20 protein-coding genes are annotated in these 18,758 nt (G+C 35.1%); 8 read left to right on the top strand and 12 right to left on the bottom strand.

Annotated features, from left to right (window positions below; genetic code table 11):
- Positions 1-22: 22 nt before the first annotated feature.
- A complete protein-coding gene (locus OMO38_RS01020) occupies positions 23-1,189 on the bottom strand; it encodes an aspartyl protease family protein (RefSeq protein WP_264748388.1) in 1,167 nt (388 codons plus the stop codon).
- Between the two features lie 415 nt (positions 1,190-1,604).
- Here OMO38_RS01020 and OMO38_RS01015 point away from each other — a divergent pair, with 415 nt between their 5' ends.
- The 3 genes from OMO38_RS01015 (at position 1,605) to OMO38_RS01005 (ending at position 3,108) form a co-directional block, all read left to right on the top strand.
- Positions 1,605-2,348: a DUF6261 family protein gene (locus tag OMO38_RS01015; RefSeq protein WP_264748387.1), complete on the top strand. Its 744-nt coding sequence runs from the start codon at positions 1,605-1,607 to the stop codon at positions 2,346-2,348.
- A 104-nt stretch (positions 2,349-2,452) separates the two neighbouring features.
- Positions 2,453-2,746, top strand: a complete 294-nt coding sequence (locus OMO38_RS01010) for a type II toxin-antitoxin system HigB family toxin (RefSeq protein ID WP_264748386.1) — start codon at positions 2,453-2,455, stop codon at positions 2,744-2,746.
- 5 nt (positions 2,747-2,751) lie between these two features.
- The gene (locus tag OMO38_RS01005) at positions 2,752-3,108 is read left to right on the top strand and encodes a helix-turn-helix domain-containing protein (protein ID WP_264748385.1); all 357 of its coding nucleotides are present in this window, start codon (positions 2,752-2,754) and stop codon (positions 3,106-3,108) included.
- 44 nt (positions 3,109-3,152) lie between these two features.
- On the opposite strand, the gene OMO38_RS01000 is transcribed toward OMO38_RS01005, so the two are convergent.
- Complete coding sequence (locus OMO38_RS01000; RefSeq protein ID WP_264748384.1) at positions 3,153-3,734, bottom strand: hypothetical protein; 582 nt, start codon at positions 3,732-3,734, stop codon at positions 3,153-3,155.
- A gap of 146 nt (positions 3,735-3,880) precedes the next feature.
- Between OMO38_RS01000 and OMO38_RS00995 the strand changes: the two genes are divergently transcribed.
- The gene (locus OMO38_RS00995) at positions 3,881-5,683 is read left to right on the top strand and encodes an ABC transporter ATP-binding protein (protein ID WP_264748383.1); all 1,803 of its coding nucleotides are present in this window, start codon (positions 3,881-3,883) and stop codon (positions 5,681-5,683) included.
- Positions 5,684-5,971: 288 nt separating this feature from the next.
- Here the strand turns inward: OMO38_RS00995 and OMO38_RS00990 are convergent, their stop codons facing one another.
- The 3 genes from OMO38_RS00990 to OMO38_RS00980 form a co-directional block, all read right to left on the bottom strand.
- Positions 5,972-6,976, bottom strand: coding sequence for a peptidylprolyl isomerase (locus OMO38_RS00990; protein ID WP_264748677.1), 1,005 nt, complete (start codon positions 6,974-6,976; stop codon positions 5,972-5,974).
- 79 nt (positions 6,977-7,055) lie between these two features.
- Positions 7,056-7,568 (bottom strand): FKBP-type peptidyl-prolyl cis-trans isomerase, encoded by a 513-nt coding sequence (locus tag OMO38_RS00985; protein WP_264748382.1) that lies wholly within the window; start codon positions 7,566-7,568, stop codon positions 7,056-7,058.
- 249 nt (positions 7,569-7,817) lie between these two features.
- On the bottom strand, positions 7,818-8,891 hold the full coding sequence (locus OMO38_RS00980; protein ID WP_264748381.1) for a branched-chain amino acid aminotransferase: 1,074 nt from the start codon (positions 8,889-8,891) through the stop codon (positions 7,818-7,820).
- 84 nt (positions 8,892-8,975) lie between these two features.
- On the opposite strand from OMO38_RS00980, the gene mnmD reads away from it, so the two are divergent.
- Positions 8,976-9,650: a tRNA (5-methylaminomethyl-2-thiouridine)(34)-methyltransferase MnmD gene (mnmD, locus tag OMO38_RS00975; protein ID WP_264748676.1), complete on the top strand. Its 675-nt coding sequence runs from the start codon at positions 8,976-8,978 to the stop codon at positions 9,648-9,650.
- A 122-nt stretch (positions 9,651-9,772) separates the two neighbouring features.
- Entirely contained in the window at positions 9,773-10,189 is a 417-nt protein-coding gene (locus OMO38_RS00970) for an NUDIX domain-containing protein (RefSeq protein ID WP_264748380.1), read from the top strand.
- Positions 10,190-10,211: 22 nt separating this feature from the next.
- Here OMO38_RS00970 and OMO38_RS00965 read toward each other — a convergent pair whose 3' ends face one another.
- Positions 10,212-10,919, bottom strand: a complete 708-nt coding sequence (locus OMO38_RS00965; RefSeq protein ID WP_264748379.1) for a DUF4294 domain-containing protein — start codon at positions 10,917-10,919, stop codon at positions 10,212-10,214.
- Between the two features lie 52 nt (positions 10,920-10,971).
- On the opposite strand from OMO38_RS00965, the gene chrP reads away from it, so the two are divergent.
- Both chrP and rpe read left to right on the top strand, forming a co-directional pair.
- A complete protein-coding gene (gene chrP / locus OMO38_RS00960) occupies positions 10,972-12,048 on the top strand; it encodes a chryseobasin maturation metalloprotease ChrP (RefSeq protein WP_264748378.1) in 1,077 nt (358 codons plus the stop codon).
- A 44-nt stretch (positions 12,049-12,092) separates the two neighbouring features.
- The gene (rpe, locus tag OMO38_RS00955; protein WP_264748377.1) at positions 12,093-12,743 is read left to right on the top strand and encodes a ribulose-phosphate 3-epimerase; all 651 of its coding nucleotides are present in this window, start codon (positions 12,093-12,095) and stop codon (positions 12,741-12,743) included.
- Between the two features lie 352 nt (positions 12,744-13,095).
- Here the strand turns inward: rpe and OMO38_RS00950 are convergent, their stop codons facing one another.
- The 6 genes from OMO38_RS00950 to OMO38_RS00925 all read right to left on the bottom strand — a co-directional run bounded on the left by OMO38_RS00950 (position 13,096) and on the right by OMO38_RS00925 (position 18,749).
- Entirely contained in the window at positions 13,096-13,512 is a 417-nt protein-coding gene (locus OMO38_RS00950) for a nucleoside-diphosphate kinase (protein WP_264748376.1), read from the bottom strand.
- 329 nt (positions 13,513-13,841) lie between these two features.
- Positions 13,842-14,768, bottom strand: coding sequence for a ribosome small subunit-dependent GTPase A (gene rsgA / locus OMO38_RS00945; protein WP_264748375.1), 927 nt, complete (start codon positions 14,766-14,768; stop codon positions 13,842-13,844).
- Between the two features lie 101 nt (positions 14,769-14,869).
- On the bottom strand, positions 14,870-15,952 hold the full coding sequence (locus OMO38_RS00940) for a bifunctional 3-deoxy-7-phosphoheptulonate synthase/chorismate mutase type II (protein WP_264748374.1): 1,083 nt from the start codon (positions 15,950-15,952) through the stop codon (positions 14,870-14,872).
- 376 nt (positions 15,953-16,328) lie between these two features.
- Positions 16,329-16,910 carry a hypothetical protein gene (locus tag OMO38_RS00935; RefSeq protein WP_264748373.1) on the bottom strand — a complete coding sequence of 194 codons (582 nt, stop codon included), beginning with the start codon at positions 16,908-16,910 and terminating at the stop codon, positions 16,329-16,331.
- Positions 16,911-16,948: 38 nt separating this feature from the next.
- The gene (dnaX, locus tag OMO38_RS00930; protein ID WP_264748372.1) at positions 16,949-18,034 is read right to left on the bottom strand and encodes a DNA polymerase III subunit gamma/tau; all 1,086 of its coding nucleotides are present in this window, start codon (positions 18,032-18,034) and stop codon (positions 16,949-16,951) included.
- Between the two features lie 85 nt (positions 18,035-18,119).
- Positions 18,120-18,749 carry a TetR/AcrR family transcriptional regulator gene (locus OMO38_RS00925; RefSeq protein ID WP_264748371.1) on the bottom strand — a complete coding sequence of 210 codons (630 nt, stop codon included), beginning with the start codon at positions 18,747-18,749 and terminating at the stop codon, positions 18,120-18,122.
- Positions 18,750-18,758 lie beyond the last annotated feature (9 nt).

Here is an 18,758-nt window from a genome sequence, read left to right as displayed (position 1 = left end):
TGACTATTAATTATTGACAACCTTAATTCAAATACTCCTTCTTCAGTACCGTAAAATCTAAAACCTTCCCATCCCTTTTCACTTTAACGGTAATTGAATCGGTGCTTTTTTCTACTCTGTTCAGCAGATACTGACATGAAGATTCTTCATTTAAATTCTCAAAACTGGTGTCGTTGATGCTTAAAATTTCGTCATCAATCTTTAATGGAACATCATTGCCCTGAAAGACCAGCACCACTTTCGCTTTTAAATCAATAAAACGGTATGCAAAACCAAATGATTCCATTTTTGAAGGAGAGTTTTTGATGCGGTGGAGATATACTTTGTTATTTTCCCAATCGATAATAAATTTAAATTTCTTCAGAAATTCGTTGCCAACCAAACTGGAATTACCGGTCATAATGATTTCGTTTTCAAATTTCTGTCCGGCAAGCATCAGGTCATTAGCCCTGAAATGGTAGGATGACAGTGGTTTTCCGGTTCCGAAAGCGCCTACAGAATTAACGCCGTACGTTTCTACGAATTTTACTTTACCATTTTTAGGATCGTAATTATTTTCGGCAATTTTGATGCTTCCGGTAAATCCTGTATCGAAAGTGAGATTGATTTTTTTATCTAAAATCTGAGATTCTATAATAGGTGTTTTTTGAGGTTTTGGTTTAAAAGAGAAAACAGTTTCATAGCCTTCTGTTGGAAATTGCTTCAGATCTTTCGTAGCCTCGAGCAGGTTTTCAGAATAATTGATTCTCCAGAAAAGCTTCGCCATCTGATTGGCTCCGATGATGCCGTCAATCTGTAAACAGCCGAATTCATGACCCTCCAGATCAACCACCACCGCGCCGATATTTTTAAAAACAATTTGGTCTACAGTCATTTCCGGAAGTACTGTAAAGACCTGTTGCTGCTTATTTTTCTGAGAATCTCCTACATTTCTTTTGTGCTTTTCTTTAAGATTCAGTTCGCTGTACACCGCATTTGAAATGACGGTTGGCGCACCTGTATCAAACAGAAACTGATAAGGTTTTCCGTTAATGCTTACTTTAATTAAAGGAAGTTCGTTGGCAAATGTAAGGTTGATCTTCTCGACAGGATTTTTCAGTACCGCTTCCCCACTTTCGAAAAACCGTTTTCCCTGCGCAGAAACGGATGCAATGTAACATATAAAAAAGAGAAGCAGATTTTTCTTCATGGTGTTATTTTGCACTAAAATAGGGAATTTTTAATAATATGTAAAGATCAACTCGATTCCAGGTGAGTAATTAAGTTTTCTCAGGCATTTCAGCTCAACATAAATTCAGGTATAATTCACTTTAATTTTTTCCAAAAAAATATACTCCCAATTAAAAATTTTAATATTTTTGAATAACACAAAACAAAATACGATGAAAAAAATGCCACTTTGCTTCCCCCTGTTTTGGGTTTGCCATTTCCCAAATTGTGAACATCAAAACCCAAACAAGTTCTCAGTTTCCCAACTTGGGAAAGTCTCCCTCTGAAAAAATTAACCCCGTCCCAATTTGGGAAAGCTTCCCCCGAAACAGATTTTCCCAAAACACACCTATTTTTTTATTGAAATATTTCTAAAACTTCTTAAAACATAAATTATGAATAACAGTAAACTAAGCAGTCTTCATTTGAACGGACTGCAAAACGCAGAATTCGGTCAGTTGATCGTAAGATTTTTTGAAGATTTCAGCAGTTCATCGCTGGATGTCAATGCTGATTTAGATTTTAAAAAGCTTTATGACGCATTGCAATTGCAGATTCCGACGTACAATGCTGCGCTGGATCAGGTCAAAGCAAGTGAAGAATCGAAACAGATTGCAGCATTAGACCATACAAGGGATATGGATGTGCAGGCGCTCCGTTATTCTTTAAAACCTTACAGAAACTCCAGAAATCAGGCTGAGACAGATGCGTTTACAGCTCTGAATCTGCTTCTGTCTGAGTATAAAGATGTGGAACATGAATCATACGAATCTGAAACCAACAAGCTTAACTCCCTAATCAGCAGGTTGCAGGCTACAGAATATGCTGCTCGTGTTACAGCATTGGGAATTGAAAAATTTGTCACTCAGTTGGCAGATTCTAATACGGTTTTCAATAATCTGTTTTCACAAAGGTCTTACAAGACTTCGCAGAAAGTCGTTTTTGATGTTAAGGCCTTAAGAAAATCTCTCACAGATGATTATAAAAAAATGACTGCCTACATATCAGCTCTTGCATCAGTAAAAGAAGATGCATACCACAAAGATGTTCTTGCAATCATTAATAACGGAAGAACTTATTTTTCAAATGTAGTGCTGGCAAGAAGAACTGCCGGTAAAAACAATGTGAAAAAGCCTTAAATGAAAGCCGCCCGACGAGGGGCGGTTTTTTTTTAACTTAAGTATAGGACAATCAAAATTCCCATTTTGGGAATTAATTATATATTTGTAAAATCATTACACAGATGCGAGTAATTTCAAAAAGGATATTGCGGGAGTTTTGGCTTATCCATGCGGACTGTGAGCAGCAACTGAAATCCTGGTATCAGGAAGCTGATGCTGCTGTTTGGAAAAATATAAATGAACTTCGATCTGATTTTCCCAGTGCGAGTATTCTGGAAGATCACCGTGTTTGTTTTAATATTAAAGGAAATCACTACAGATTAATTGTGAAAATAAATTTCAATTATCAAATGATTTGGATACGGTTTATAGGAACCCACGCAGAATATGATAAAATTAATGCAAACAAGATTTAAACAAAATGAATATTAAACCTTTGAAAACTGAGAGCGATTATAACGATGCTCTGGAAAGGCTGGAAATGATTTTCCATGCAGAGCCAGATACTTCTGAAGGCGACGAATTGGAAATTTTAGGAATCTTGATAGAAAAATATGAAAACGAGAATTTTCCTATAGAACTTCCTGATCCCATTGAAGCCATCAAATTCAGAATGGAGCAACTTAATTATTCTCAAAATGATTTAGCTGAAATCATAGGATTAAAGAGCAGAGCAAGCGAAATTCTCAATAAAAAAAGAAAGCTTTCTCTGGAAATGATCAGAAAACTTACTGAAAAGCTGCATATATCTCCAGAGATTTTAATTCAGCCCTATTAAAAATATTACTTAAAAAGCGACTCTTACGAATCGCTTTTTTAAATTTATATCTTATCCAAAATCTTTTTTGGCAGAATCTTCGTCAGCTGAGATTTGTATTCTTTTTCGGCAAGTACAAGCTTCCATGATTTTCTGTCTTTTGAAACCACAACAGCTTTCATGGGAGCATTAATGAGATAAGAACCTTCTTTCGCATTATAAGCCGCATTCCCTTTACCATATTTTGCAATCAACATCTCACCAATTTTTTTTTTCATATCCTCATTCATTGAGCTGACGTCTGCTTTCAGTTTTAAATAATAACTGGTCAGAGAAAAATATTCACCGTCAACCAAATCCGGTTTTCCGACTGAAGCAAACTTCATATCCTGCACATCTATTTTTACAAAGGGATTGTTATAGGTCATGTTCAGCAGTTGCGTGACCTGATCTTTGGGAACCACAGTGAAGAATTTAGGGTAAATACAGCTGATGGTCTGATCTAATTTTTTGTACTTAATCGTATTGGCAAAATAAACTACAGACTTTCTGATTGCCTGTTCGTCTTGGTTACCTTTGGTTTGACCAAAAACAATGGATGAAAATATAGTGAGTAGTATTGCGATTAATCTGGTTTTATTCATCATGTTTTGTCAATGTGATTTAAAAATTCGGTGTTCAAATATATGTAATTTTCCGCCTTAAATTCTCATAATTCTTATGCTCTAAATCTATATTTATACGGTTCTCTATCCGATTTATATCAGTAATTTTGCAGGCAGTTATTTTAAGAATGAAAACATTATTACGTTATTTAAAACCTCATAAATGGTTGATGATTTTGTCATTGGTATTGGCAACCATCAATCAGGTATTTTCTTTATTTGCACCGGCAATTACCGGGAATATTCTGGATCAACTGGTAACTCATCCTAATTTTTTTGATAAAAATAAATTGTTACCCAGAAACTTGAATCAGTTTTTTTATGGCACTGATCTGTATCATGGTGCATTTTATTTTCTTGGTTTGTTAATCGGAACAGCGATGATCAGCAGAATTGCAAAGGCTTTTCAGGATTATGTGGTGAGTGTAATCACACAAAAATTCGGAGCCAATATTTTCACGGATGGTCTTCAACATTCGATGGCGTTGCCTTACCAGGAATTTGAAGATCAGCGAAGTGGCGAAACGCTTTCTGTTTTAACGAAAGTAAGAGAAGATTCTGTGAAATTCATCACCAATTTTATCAATATATTTTTCGGAATTTTGGTGAGCATTATCTTCGTTTCGGTGTATGCCATTCGCCTGCACTGGTCGATTATGCCGGTTTATGTTGTAGGAATTTTCCTGATTGCATTTATCACGAATTTATTGAGTAAAAGAATAAAAAATATCCAGAAAACAATTGTTACCGAAACTACAGGCTTAGCAGGAAGTACCACCGAAAGTCTGCGTAATATTGAGATTGTAAAAAGTTTGGGCTTAACAAAACAGGAAGTGAAACGTCTGAACAACAATACGTACAAAATCCTAGGACTGGAACTTAAAAAGGTGAAGAGCATCCGTTCTTTAAGTTTTATTCAGGGAACGATGGTGAATTTTCTTCAGCAATTGATTACACTTACTCTACTGTATTTAATTTTCAGAAATATCGTTACTCCGGGACAGTACTTATCATTAATGTTCTATGGATTCTTTATTTTCGGACCAATGCAGGAAATAGGAAACATCATCATCTCATATCGTGAAGCGGAAGCGTCACTGCATAATTTTGATACCCTCATGCAGAAACAGGTTGAGGAAAAGCCTCACACTCCGAAACAGATTGGCGCGGTTGAGAAATTAGAGTTTAATCATGTAGCTTTTCAACATCAGAGCGCTTCTTATAAAGCTTTAAACAATATCTCCTTCGAAGTAAAGAATGGAGAAACTATTGCCTTTGTCGGCCCAAGTGGATCTGGAAAAAGTACGTTGGTAAAATTATTAGTCGGATTATACAGACCGAAAGAAGGTTCGATTTTTTATAATGGAATTAACGGAAAAGAGTTTGATTTTGATGAACTGAGAAATCAGATTGGATTCGTAACGCAGGATACTCAACTTTTTGCTGGAACCATAAAAGAAAACCTGCTGTTTGTGAATCCTAATGCTACCGGTGAGGATCTTGATTTGGCTTTAAAAAAATCCAGCGCAACTGCATTAATTGAAAGAGCAGAAAACGGAATTGATACCGTGATTGGCGAGGGCGGATTAAAACTGAGCGGTGGTGAAAAACAGAGAATCGCCATTGCCAGAGCTTTACTGAGAAAACCAAATCTGTTGATTTTTGATGAAGCGACATCCGCTTTAGACAGTATTACAGAAGAGGAAATTACTTCAACGATTAAAGAAATTTCAGAAGAAAAAGAACAGATCACTGTATTGATTGCTCACAGACTGAGTACCATTATGCACGCAGATAGAATTTATGTTCTCGAGCGTGGTAAAGTGATTGAGACGGGTTCGCACGAGAATCTTTTAGATTTAAAAGGATTGTACTATGCGATGTGGAGACAACAGATCGGAGAAAGAAAAATAGTTACACCGGCTCCTTAAATCTCATTCAAATTGAATATTATTAAAGTGAAAAAGCGTTCTCAGGAACGCTTTTTTTGTGTTCATCAACTACAAAAAATTTGTTCTCAGGGCAAAGGAAATTAATCCGATGCTGTAATTAATGATTAAATATATACAATTGGTATTTAAAAATGATTTGAAGTATAAATTAAATATCGGAACTGAACTTCTTGGGAGTTGATAACATAATATGATTGTTATGCTAAAATTTTTCAATAAAAAAGCCGTCTCATAAGAGACGGCTTTCATTCTTTATATTAGATTCGATTAAGGAACTTTTACCAATTCCACATCGAAAATCAACCAAGCGTTTGGCGGAATTACTCCTCCTGCACCTCTTTCTCCGTAAGCCATAGCCGGTGGAATCAACAGGGTAGCAGTTTCACCTTCTTTTAACAAAAGAATTCCTTCGTCCCATCCTTTGATCACTCTACCTGTTCCTACAGGAAACTCAAGAGGCTCACCTCTTTTAAATGAAGAATCGAACTCAGTTCCATTCGTCAATTTCCCTGCATAATGTACAGAGATGTTATCACCAGCTTTAGGAGCTTTACCTTCAGTCTTCTTAGTGATTTTGTAGTAAAGACCAGATTCAGTTACCTGCATTCCAGCTTTAAGATCTTCGATCGCTTTCTTTGCATCAGCTTCAGCTTTCTCGGCCACAGCCTTGTTGTTGGCAGCAATTTTAGATTTACCTTCATTAAAAGTTTTTGCAGCATCGTAACCTTTGTACTCGTCACCTTTACTGAAAATGCTTACTTTTTCAAGTACGATATCAGTTTTTGGTTTGTCCTGAGCACCTTTTTCAACATTAGCAATTTTGTCGATTACATCATCTCCTTTTACAACTTCACCAAAGATCGTATGTCTACCGTCTAACCAAGGTGTTGCTACTTCAGTGATGAAGAACTGAGAACCGTTGGTATTTGGTCCTGAGTTAGCCATAGAAAGGATACCTTTTCCTGTATGTTTAAGGTCGTTTTTCTCGTCCTCGAATTTATATCCTGGATCTCCCATTCCTGTTCCCTGAGGATCTCCTCCCTGAATCATGAAATCTTTGATCACTCTATGGAAGATTGTTCCGTCATAAAAAGGAACACCTTTCGCCTTTGCTTTGTTATCAATTTTACCTTCTGCAAGACCAACAAAGTTAGCCACAGTCACTGGTGATTTTTTGTCTTCAAACTTCACGATCAGGTTACCTTGAGTAGTTTGTAGATTGGCGTAAAGTCCGTCTTTAAGCCCTTCGTAAGTTTCTTTGTCTACGTTCATTTTCTTATAAATTGGTGTACAACTTAGCAGCGAAACACTTGCTGCTGCCAGAATTATATTTTTGTTAAACAATTTCATTTTATAGAACTTTTAATTTTATAATTAAAGGAATATCGTTATCTATTTTATTCTCATCTCCGAAAGTTCCGTATGCCAGTGATGACGGCACCAGAAGCGTTACTTCTTCTCCATCATTCATATATCTCAGTGCATTTTCTACCGCTTTCAGCTCATCAAAATGACCGAATCTTGCATCATTTCTCTGGATAGATTTATCGTAAATCTTAGTCTGATCGAAATCGTACAGATCGTATGAATATGAGATTGGAGAATCATCAGGTCTTCTCTGTCTCTTGTCAAAACCTTCTACCGTCGTCCAGTAATTAAGCTGGGTTGGATAAAATTTAATATCCTGACTATTCACCCAATCCTGAATCTGCTGTCTTTCTAAAGAATTCAGATTTTTCATGCGGTTTCTTGAAACATCGAGATCACTCTTGCTTAATACTCCGCCTACAGGTGGATGCACCTGTGGTTGTGTTCTTTTGCAGCTTAAGAGCCCCAGTACGGATATGAGAAGTAATTTTTTCATAAAAACTTTTGCGAAAATACGCATTTCGGGAATGATTAACAAAACTTGATGAATTTATTAAAATAAAGTTTGAGAATTTTAAACTTGTATTTTGCTCTCTCGCAGATTTTATAGATTTTCTTGATCGATACGTTTGAAAAAAACCTTCCAGATCAACTTGATCTGTTGAATGTTAATTTAAACTTCAATTGGAAACAGACAAAGCCAGGAAAAATCCTGGCTTCGTGTATATTATTTACTTAATTGAAATTAAGCTGTTTCTAAAACATCTTTTTCAACCAAAACTCTCCATCCGAAAGGATCTTCTGAATGGTTAGTCTGTAAGTTAACCAAATCATTTTTCAGAGTAACTGCAAAGCTTTCTTCGTCTGAAAGTCTCGGTAATTCCAATTTCTCACCATTGTAACCTAGCGCTTGGAAAACCGTAGTAACTACCGCTGTACCTACGCCCCAAACTTCTTTTAATGTTCCGTTTTTCTGAGCTTCTACCACATCTTTCACTTTAATAGGTTCTACTTTTACTTCAAAACCTCTTTTCTCAGCCAGCTGAATAAAACTGTCTCTTGTCACTCCGTCTAAGATTTTTTCAGAAGTCGGTGGTGTATAAATCGTGTCATTAATTCTTACGAAAACATTCATTGTTCCACTTTCTTCGAAGTATTCGTGAGTAGCATCGTCTGTCCAGATAATTTGATCATACCCTTCTTCGATTGCCAACTGAGTCGGATAGAAAGAAGCTGCGTAGTTTCCTGCTGCTTTTGCTGAACCTACTCCACCACTTGCCGCTCTTGAATAGTGATCAGAAATTTTAACTGATACTGGTTCTGTGTAATACATTTTTGCAGGTGTTGCCACAATTGCAAACATATATTTATTGGCAACTCTCGCTTTCAAAGCTTCTTCTGTAGCAAAAATTAGCGGTCTGATATATAAAGAAGTACCCTCACCCTGAGGAATCCACTCTCTGTCAATATTGACTAAAGCTTTAAGACCATCCAAAAATATTTCTTCAGTAACTTCCGGCATTGCCAGACGTTTTGCAGATTTATTGATACGCTCAAAATTCTTTTCGGGCCTGAAAAGGAAAACCTGTCCATCGTTGTCTTTGTAAGCTTTCATGCCTTCAAAACAAGCCTGTCCATAATTTACACCCATCATCGCAGGCGTAAACAACAAAGGACCATAAGGAACCAATTTCACATCGCCCCATTTACCGTCTTCATATTCACAGATGATCATGTGATCACTGAAAGTATTTCCAAACGAAAAATTATTGGGATCGAAAGTAGAAATTCTAGAGTTTTCTGTTTTTTGAATTATCATTTCTTAAAATTTTTATGATGTTCTACAAATTTAACATAATTTTTCAAATATAAAAATTTTACATTAAATTTGAAAAAAAATACTTTGGAAAGAGAAATAAGAACCACAAATGATGGTAGTAAAACGCTATTTATCAATGAGTTAAATGAGAATTACCATTCACACCACGGAGCGCTTCAGGAAGCCGAACACGTGTTTATCAAAAATGGATTAATTTTAATAAATGATTACGAAATTAACATTTTAGAACTCGGTTTTGGAACAGGTTTAAACGTTTTGGTGACAATTAATGAATATTTAAAAACTGACAAAAATCATACAATCAACTATTTTACACTTGAGAAATACCCGATAAATGAATCAGAAATCGAAAATTTAGCCTACTTCGATCATTTTGATAACCCAGAATTAAAAAATATTTATCAGAAAATTCATCAGGTGGACTGGGAAAAATCCGAAGAAATTATTAAAGGTTTTAATTTAAAAAAGATTCAGTGTGACTTTTTTGAATTGAAAAACATTGATTTACCGAAGATTAATCTTGTGTACTTCGACTGTTTTGGCGCAAGAGTGCAGCCTGACCTTTGGGAAAAGCCTTTATTTGAAATGGTTTCTGACAAAATGAGTGTAAACGGATTGTTAACAACCTACTCTTCTAAAGGCAGTGTAAGAAGAATTCTACAGGAGCTTAATTTTAAAGTTGAAAAGAAACAGGGGCCACCAGGAAAAAGAGAAATGATTAACGCTGTAAAATTATAACCGGATATTGTGTAAGTGAGAAGATATTTTTCTACTATTAAATACTACATCATTGTAATCTTTGAGCTTTCAATATTTACCTTAAATATTTTTCCTTATTTTAGCTATACAAAATATTTAATATGATTGACAAGATCAATGTGAGGGTCTATGCATGTGCAGTGAAAGACAATAAAGTTCTTACGCTTTTTGAAGAATATGCCGGACAGCCTTTGCTGAAATTTCCCGGTGGAGGATTGGAATTTGGAGAAGGTTTAACAGAGTGTCTGCACCGTGAATTTGATGAAGAACTCAACGTCAAGATTGAAGTTTTAGACCATCTTTATACACAGGAAGATTTCTTAGTTTCAAGATTCAGAGAAAATGAGCAACTTCTTACTATATATTATCTGGTAAAAATTACCAATGAAGAAGATTTTCTGATACTTGATCCATGTATCGAAAAAACAGAGTGGCTTCCGATAAATACTGAAGTTAATCCTTTTACACTTCCGGTTGACATAATTGTTTTTGAAAAATTAAAAGAAAAATTCCTGTAAGATCACTTACAGGAATTTTATATTATTTAGAGGCTCTGAAATCTTTTGCTCCCGGATAAGGCTGTAAATAACCCGAATTCCAGTTGGATTGTAACAAGGATTCTAAAAACTCGTCGGTTCTGTTTTTATAAGGATTATATCGGTCTTTCAAATCAATATCTGCCATTTTGCCTTTTACATTCCACCAGAATGCACTCCATCCTCCACGCATTTCTTTAATAATCTCAAATACATTTTTGCCTGTAGCTCTGTTCATTAATTTAGCAAAAACCTGACCTTCTGTAGTAGTTAAATCTCTCAGCTGTTTCTCATATTGGTCAGCGAGCATGTTCTGTCTGTCTTTAATGTATTTTCTTTTTGCTGCTGTATCCATGACAGTCATTTCCTTTTGAATATCTCTATATTGCTGAAGAGCTGTTAAGAATAAAGGATAAACACGGTACAGTTTTTTGTTGAGGAAAAAATAATAATTTTTATCTAACTGATTGTTGAACTTGGGCTTATTGAGTAAAACCAATTCATCCATCACAACTACAGTTTCTCCGTTTATTTCGTAGATTTTAGCTTTCTGTCTTTCATCATAGTAGTATTGATTGCCAAATTCATCGGTTTTTAATAATTCCTGTGGATACTGATTTAATGGTTTAGCAATAATAGAATCACGCTGCTGACTAAAAAAAGCAGCACTAAAAAAGAAGAGAAAAAGAAAGGTGATTTTGTGAAATTTCATTATTTTTACACGTATTACAACGAAATTTAACTACAAAAATCATTCCTCAAATATGAAATTCGAGAAGAAATCATTGAAATTTTTAGAAAAATATTTAAATACTTCATCACCAACAGGATATGAACATAGAGGTCAGGAAGTTTGGATGAATTACATCACACCGTATGTTGATAAAATTGAGGTTGATCATTACGGAACTTGCTATGGAATTATTAATCCTGAGGCAGAATTTAAAGTGGTAATTGAAGCTCACGCAGATGAAATTTCATGGTATGTAAATTATATTACCGATGACGGATTGATCTATGTGATAAGAAATGGCGGTTCAGATCAGACAATTGCTCCTTCAAAAATTGTTCACATTCACGGAGAAAACGGAATTGTAAAAGGCGTATTTGGCTGGCCGGCGATTCACACCAGAAGTGCAAATCAAAATGAACCCACTCCAAAAATTGAAAATATTTTTATCGACTGCGGAGCAACTACCAAACAGGAAGTTGAAGAACTGGGAATATTTGTAGGATGTATGATTACTTACCCAGATGAATTTTTCGAGATGAACGACCGTTACTTCGTCTGTAGAGCTTTAGATAACAGAATTGGTGGATTTATGATTGCTGAAGTTGCCAGACTTTTAAAGGAAAATAAAAAACAGCTTCCTTTTGGTCTTTACATTACTAATTCCGTTCAGGAAGAAGTAGGCTTATATGGTGCAGATATGATTGCAGATACGATTAAACCAAATATCGCTATCGTAACAGATGTGACACATGATACCACAACACCAATGATCGAGAAGAAAAAAGAAGGTGACCAGAAATGCGGTGATGGCCCAGTGGTTTTCTTTGCCCCGAGTGTACATCATATCATCAGAGAATTAATCATCGATACCGCAAAAAATAAAGAAATTCCTTACCAAAGAGCTGCAGCGAGCAGAGCGACAGGAACTGATACTGATGCTTTTGCTCATTCAAACGGAGGTGTACCAAGTGCACTGATCTCTTTACCTTTAAGATATATGCATACAACAGTGGAAATGGTTTCAAAAGAAGATGTTGGAAATGTAATTCAGTTAATTTATGAAACACTTTTGAACATAAAACCGGAAATGAAACTGAAGTATCATTAATTTTTAAAAATAAAGGTAGAAAAGTAGAAAGAAAAATAGTAAAAATGAAAACTAAACTCATCGCTCCTTCCCTATTATCAGCAGACTTTGGGAATCTGCAACGAGACATTGAAATGCTCAATAATTCTCAGGCCGACTGGCTGCACGTAGATGTTATGGACGGAAGATTTGTTCCCAACATATCTTTTGGTTTTCCGGTGATGAAGACCATTCAGCAGCATGCGAAAAAATTTGTTGATGTACATTTAATGATTGTAGAACCCGACAAATATGTGGAAGAATTCATTGACCACGGAGCCGACTTAGTTTCTATTCATTATGAAGCGTGTACCCACCTTCACAGAACGATCAATTTAATTCAAAGCAAAGGAGCTAAAGCGGGTGTGGTTTTAAATCCTTCGACGCCGGTTTTAATGCTTGAAGACATTATTGCTGATGTAGATCTTGTTTTACTAATGAGTGTAAATCCAGGTTTTGGAGGTCAGAAATTTATTGAAAATACGTACAAGAAGATTGCAGAAACTAAAGATTTAATTTTAAGTAATAATTCTACTGCATTAATTGAGATTGATGGCGGTGTGAATCTTGACAACGCTTCAAAATTATTCGAAGCAGGAGCAGATGTACTGGTTGCCGGAAACGCCGTGTTCTCTTCTGAAAGCCCTGAAAGAACTATTGAACTTCTAAAAATGTAAATAAAAAAGCAGCTGATGAAAGCTGCTCATTGTTCTCAATTTAAGAGAAAGTATTATGGTTATTAGTTTTAATGCTTAGCGTAGATTAACCTGTCTCTCTGTTTCTACTGATGTAAAGATGATCATTTTTTAAGAAAAAAACATCCGTAAAAACACGGAACTTTTTACCGTAAAGCAAATATTATTTAGAAATGACAATTATATTATGTTTTTACAACTAAATTAATAAAGAAAATTCTGAATCAATTTGTTTATAACAGTATTACGAAATAAGGTCTTGTAAAATATAAAGCCATCAACAAAAAAATCCGGAAAAATTTCCGGATTTTTTTATATATAAAAGGAGTTTTAATTAAAAAATCTCTCTTCCTGCAAAATGGAATTGCGCTTCGATCAAAGCATTCTCATCAGAATCAGAACCGTGTACAGCGTTCTCTCCAATGCTTCTAGCAAACATTTTTCTGATTGTTCCCTCAGCTGCATCAGCAGGATTAGTAGAACCTATTAAAGTTCTGAAATCTTCAACCGCGTTGTCTTTTTCCAAAACTGCAGCAACGATAGGACCTGAACTCATAAAATCAACCAACTCTCCGTAAAATGGTCTTTCAGCGTGTACTTCGTAGAATTTTTTTGCGTCAGCCACAGTAAGCTGAGTTAATTTTAAAGCTTTAATTTTGAAACCTCCTTCTGAAATTTTCCCTAAAATAGCTCCGATGTGCCCATCAGCAACAGCATCAGGCTTAATCATAGTGAATGTAATGTTAGACATAAATGTATATTTTTTTTGATGGCGCAAAATTACGAAAAATTTCCAAATTATAATTTTAAATTAACTTTAACACAATATAACGTTTTTTAAGAAATTAAGCACCTCTAAATGGCATGCAAATTGCAATTATAATTCCGATTCTCATGTTTAATTTGAGTTTTCATGGTTATTAGTTTTTACCCAGCTTCGGCTGGGTTTTTTAGTATAGTAAAGCTGTCTATTATTGAATAATCAGCGATAAAATCAACCTAATTTTTAAACATAACAGATTGATTACTTTAAATGAAATCAGTACAATAATTCGTTTTTAAGAATTGTTTTTAATACGGTTAGTTTTGAGAATTCTCCTCAGCCTCTTCCATTAATTTTATATAAGTGGAATATCTTGAATGTTGAATTTCGCCTGTCTCTAAAGATTCAAGAACCGCACACTTTGGTTCGTTAATGTGCATACAGTTATGGAACTTACATTCTTTCCTCTTTCTGAATATTTCAGGAAAATAATGTTGTACTTCTTCTTTTTCAATATCAATCATCGCAAATTCTCTTACACCAGGAGTATCAATCACGTTACCTCCAAAATGCCAAAAATGCATCTGGGCAAAAGTTGTGGTATGTTTTCCTTTAAGATGAGTATCTGAAATTTCAGAAGTACGCAGATTCAGATCTGGCTGCAATGCGTTTACAAGAGTTGATTTTCCACAACCTGAATGACCGAAAAATACTGAAGTTTGGTCTTTAAGAAGATTTTGAAGTTCTTCTAAGTTTAATTTTGAATAAGAAGAGATTTCCAAACTGTCATAACCAATTTCCTGATAGAGAAACTGAATATCTTTAACAATTTCAATTTCCTCTTCATTGAGAACATCGATTTTGTTGAAAAGAATTAATGGTTTTATATTATAGGCTTCACAACATGCCAGAAAGCGGTCTAGAAAACCGAAAGATGTTTCAGGATGTTTTAAAGTAAATATAAAGCACGCAATGTCAATATTGGAAGCAATAATATGCGCCTCTTTAGAAAGGTTGACGGCTTTCCTGATAAGATAATTTCTACGCGGTTCAATTTTCGTGATCCATGCAATATCATCCTGCTCCAACTGAAATTCGACAAAATCGCCTACGGCAAGAGGATTGGTAAGTCTGGTTTTTATCAACTTGAATTTTCCACGAATTCTCGCCTCAAAAATTTTACCGGTTTCCATTTTTAAAACCTGATACCAGCTGCCTGTAGATTTAATGATTTTTCCTTTCATATATTGAATGCAAATATAAGGAATTAGGATTTAGGTAATAGGATTTAGTTTGAGCATATCTAGCTTATTAAATTCTAAATCCTAAAACCATTTGTCCTTATTTATTTTCTGTCGATCATTATATTATTTTGCTTTTCAATAGATTCTTCGTGAATCGCTTTAAAAACTTTCTCGATAAAATCCTGCGACATACCCGTTTCTTTTGCTTTTTGAGTTGCATACTCAGTAATAACCTTCCAGCGTTCAGGCTGAAAAATTGCAATGTCATTTTCTTTTTTAAGTTTTCCGATTTGTTCAGAAATTTTCATTCGCTGAGACAGAAGTTCTATCATCTGGAAATCGAGATCTGAAATCAATGTTCGGTGTCTTCCCATTTCATTATCAAAACCAGCAATTCCTGAATTTCTGACTTTTAAATTTGAAATCAATTCAGCCAAAACTTCTGGTGTAATCTGTTGCGAAGCATCACTCCACGCTTCATCCGGATTAGAATGTGACTCGATGATAGCACCCTGGTAACCAACATTTAATGCCTCCTGTGTAATATCTGCCAGACCGGTTCTGTTTCCACAAATGTGTGATGGATCGATTAACATAGGAATATTCGGGTATTGGCTTTTAAAGTCTAAAGCAATCTGCCAATTGGGATTATTTCTGTACTTCGTTTTTTGGTACGTAGAAAAACCTCTGTGAATGACGCCTAAATTTTTAATATCCTGTCCTAAAAGTCTTTCCAAAGCACCAATCCACAATGCTAAATCTGGATTCACCGGATTTTTCACTAAAACTGTTTTTTCAGTTCCTTTTAAAGCTTCAGCGATTTCCTGAACAGTGAAAGGATTTACTGTTGATCTCGCGCCAATCCAAAGAATATCTACATCTGCTTCTAATGCTGCTGCAACGTGATGCGCATTAGCAACTTCTGTTGCAGTTTTAAAACCATATTCCTGTTTTACTTTTTTTAACCAATTTAATCCGATTACTCCAACGCCTTCAAAGCCGTTTGGTTTTGTACGAGGCTTCCATATTCCAGCACGGAAAATGGGAACCTTAGCGTTCGTGTCTTTTATTCTCTTCGCTGTTTCAAGCATTTGCGCTTCGCTCTCTGCACTGCAAGGTCCCGCGATCATCATCGGCTGAGGAAACTCTTTGATCCAGTCGTTTTTTAAATCTGTTAAGTTCATATTGTTAGTATTATTTATTTTTAAATGATGCATTCAATGACAAAGCCTTATAAAGTTACTTTATAATTCTTTTCAAAAAACGCGGTACAAAATTGTAATGAAATTGGAGATGGAAAATGATTATTTTCCTGTATTTTTTGAGAAAGAAATTTAATTAGCTATACCAATAAAATCGATAATAGTTTCTAAAATTTCTATAATAAACAGTTGTAAAACTAAAATAACTGCTAAAAAATTCAGCAGCTGTAGTATTAGACAGATATGGGAATAACAATTTTTCCACTTTGATCTTAGGAGTTGTCTATTTCTAGTTTTAAATATAAATAGTGGTAAAAAAAAGATATCTTCAACACTAATATTCAGCAAAGATATAAAATTAAGTCAAATCAAACTTCATTAAATCGTCAAGATCTTTCAACAAAGGATTAATTTCTACAAATCTTTCAAACTTCTTTTTTGTCGTAAGTACCTCAATTTTAAGATTTTGAACATCCTGTTTGTATTCTATTTTGATTGCGTAATTATTTACTTTTCTTTTGAAATGATTAAAAAATTCGCCACTAATCTTATCAAATTCTGCTCTTGCAGACTCTGAAGGATAGAGAACCTGAACTAATTTTTCATCAATTTTCACCAGCTTAAAAGATTTGATCGCATTAAATACAAAAGGATCTTTGGTGCGAAGCTGCATGAGCATAAGATTCCACTCAGACTGGAGATCTGTTTCTGTAAAGTGATGTTCCTGAAGATTTTCAGAAGTTTCAGAAACCATTTCTTCAACTTCCTGTTTCTCTTCTTTATTGATGAACGAATTGATACTGAAGCCTGATGAAGTCTTTGGTCTTGAAAGTGGTTTTGAAGCCGTTTTAACAACATTATCCGTCGGAGTCTCGACAGCAACCGGCGGCTTGGGCGTTACTTCTACTTTTTTTTCTACAATATCAACTTTGGAAGGCAATAGCACTTCCTGCTTTTCATGAAGAAAGGGAGCTAATATTATGAACTTTTTTTTTTAGTAACGTCTCCAACAGCTGTTAAAGAAGCAAGTTGCATTAAAGCAATTTCTACTGTAAGTCTCGGATTTTTAGAATTCTTATAATTAATATCTGCATGATTGCAAATCTCAATTCCGTCGATCAACTGCTGAGCATTCCATTTCTGAGCCTGCTCTACAAATTTTGATTTTGTCTGCTCTCCCACTTCAATCAAGTCAATCGTTGAAGCATTCTGAGCCATCATCAGATCTCTGAAGTGATTTCCCAAACCTGCGATAAAAATGTGCGGATCAAATCCCCTTTTTACAATTTCGTTAAATGCAGAAAGCACCTCCGGAATTTTATTTTCCTTAGCGAAATCTACAATTTTGAGATATTGATCGTAATCTAAAATATTAAGAACTTCAGCAGCCTTGGCAAGAGTAATATTTTTCTGTGAAAACGTAGACAGCCTGTCAAAAATTGAAAGTGCATCTCTTAAAGCTCCGTCAGCCTTTTGGGCTATTAAATATAAAGCATCATCCTCATATTTAATATTTTCTTTTTCGGCAATACCTTTCAAATGATCCTGAATGTCAAGAATTGTGATTCTTTTGAAATCATAAATCTGACAACGGGATAATATGGTAGGGATAATTTTATGCTTCTCAGTGGTGGCAAGAATAAAGATTGCGTGCGCCGGCGGTTCTTCCAAAGTTTTCAGAAAGGCATTGAATGCTGCTGATGACAGCATATGAACCTCGTCAATAATATATACTTTATACTGACCTACCTGAGGTGCAAAACGAACCTGATCAATCAGTTCACGAATGTCATCAACTGAGTTGTTTGATGCAGCATCTAATTCATATATATTATATGCAAAACCGTCTTCTGAAACAGAACCGTCTTTTTCATTAATCTTTCTTGCTAAAATTCTCGCACAAGTCGTCTTACCTACTCCACGCGGGCCACAGAAAAGCAAAGCCTGAGCTAACTGATTTTCTTCAATTGCATGCTCTAAAGTATCTGTAATATGTGATTGCCCAACAACCGTATCAAACTGTTGGGGGCGATATTTTCTTGCAGATACTATAAAGTTTTCCATAGCCCAAAAGTAAGAAATATTGTTTTAATTTGAAAGTATAAATTTTCAAATATAGATTGGTGCGCAGTTAAATTTTAGAAAGTAATTATTTTTTCTGATAAGCGAAATCTATAATATCTACGATAGCTTTCTCGATTTTCTTTCTGCCGTCTTCAGTTTTTGTATCTATTCCGCAGAACGTAGTTCCGTTGTGTGCAGTATATAAATTCAAATGATAAATTCCGGCAACAAGCAATGCAGTAATTGCTCTGTACTCTTCAGATTTTTCGCCAAAATGAGGATCTGTGATGTTTGTAAACAAACCTTCTCCTACTTCCTCACGCTGTTCAAATAATTTTTTAAGAACCGGGCGGTTCTCTGAAAGCTCCCAAACAATGATCTTTTGAAGCTCTTTATTTTTTCTTAAACTTTCATACTGGTTCAGTAACGCCATCTTAGACATTTCTTTACCACCATCAGAAAGATCAACATTCATCTCCTTCTCGTCTACTCTACTCCAGTAATCCTGAGATCTGATATACTCGTCAATAAGCTTATCTGTACTTCCGAAGTATTCGTAAATTAATTTTTTATCGAAACCTGCAACGGCCGCGATTTTACTAACCATTAATCCTGAATAACCTTTGGTTTTCAAAATTTTCCCAACTGCGTTAAGCAATTTCTGTTTGGTTTTCTCTTTATCCCTGATAGGACCTTGTACAACTTTTCTAGGCATCGTCTATTA

The organism is Chryseobacterium kimseyorum (assembly GCF_025971945.1).
In the GTDB taxonomy this organism is placed as follows: domain Bacteria; phylum Bacteroidota; class Bacteroidia; order Flavobacteriales; family Weeksellaceae; genus Chryseobacterium; species Chryseobacterium kimseyorum.
This window is presented reverse-complemented; position numbering and strand designations above follow the sequence as displayed.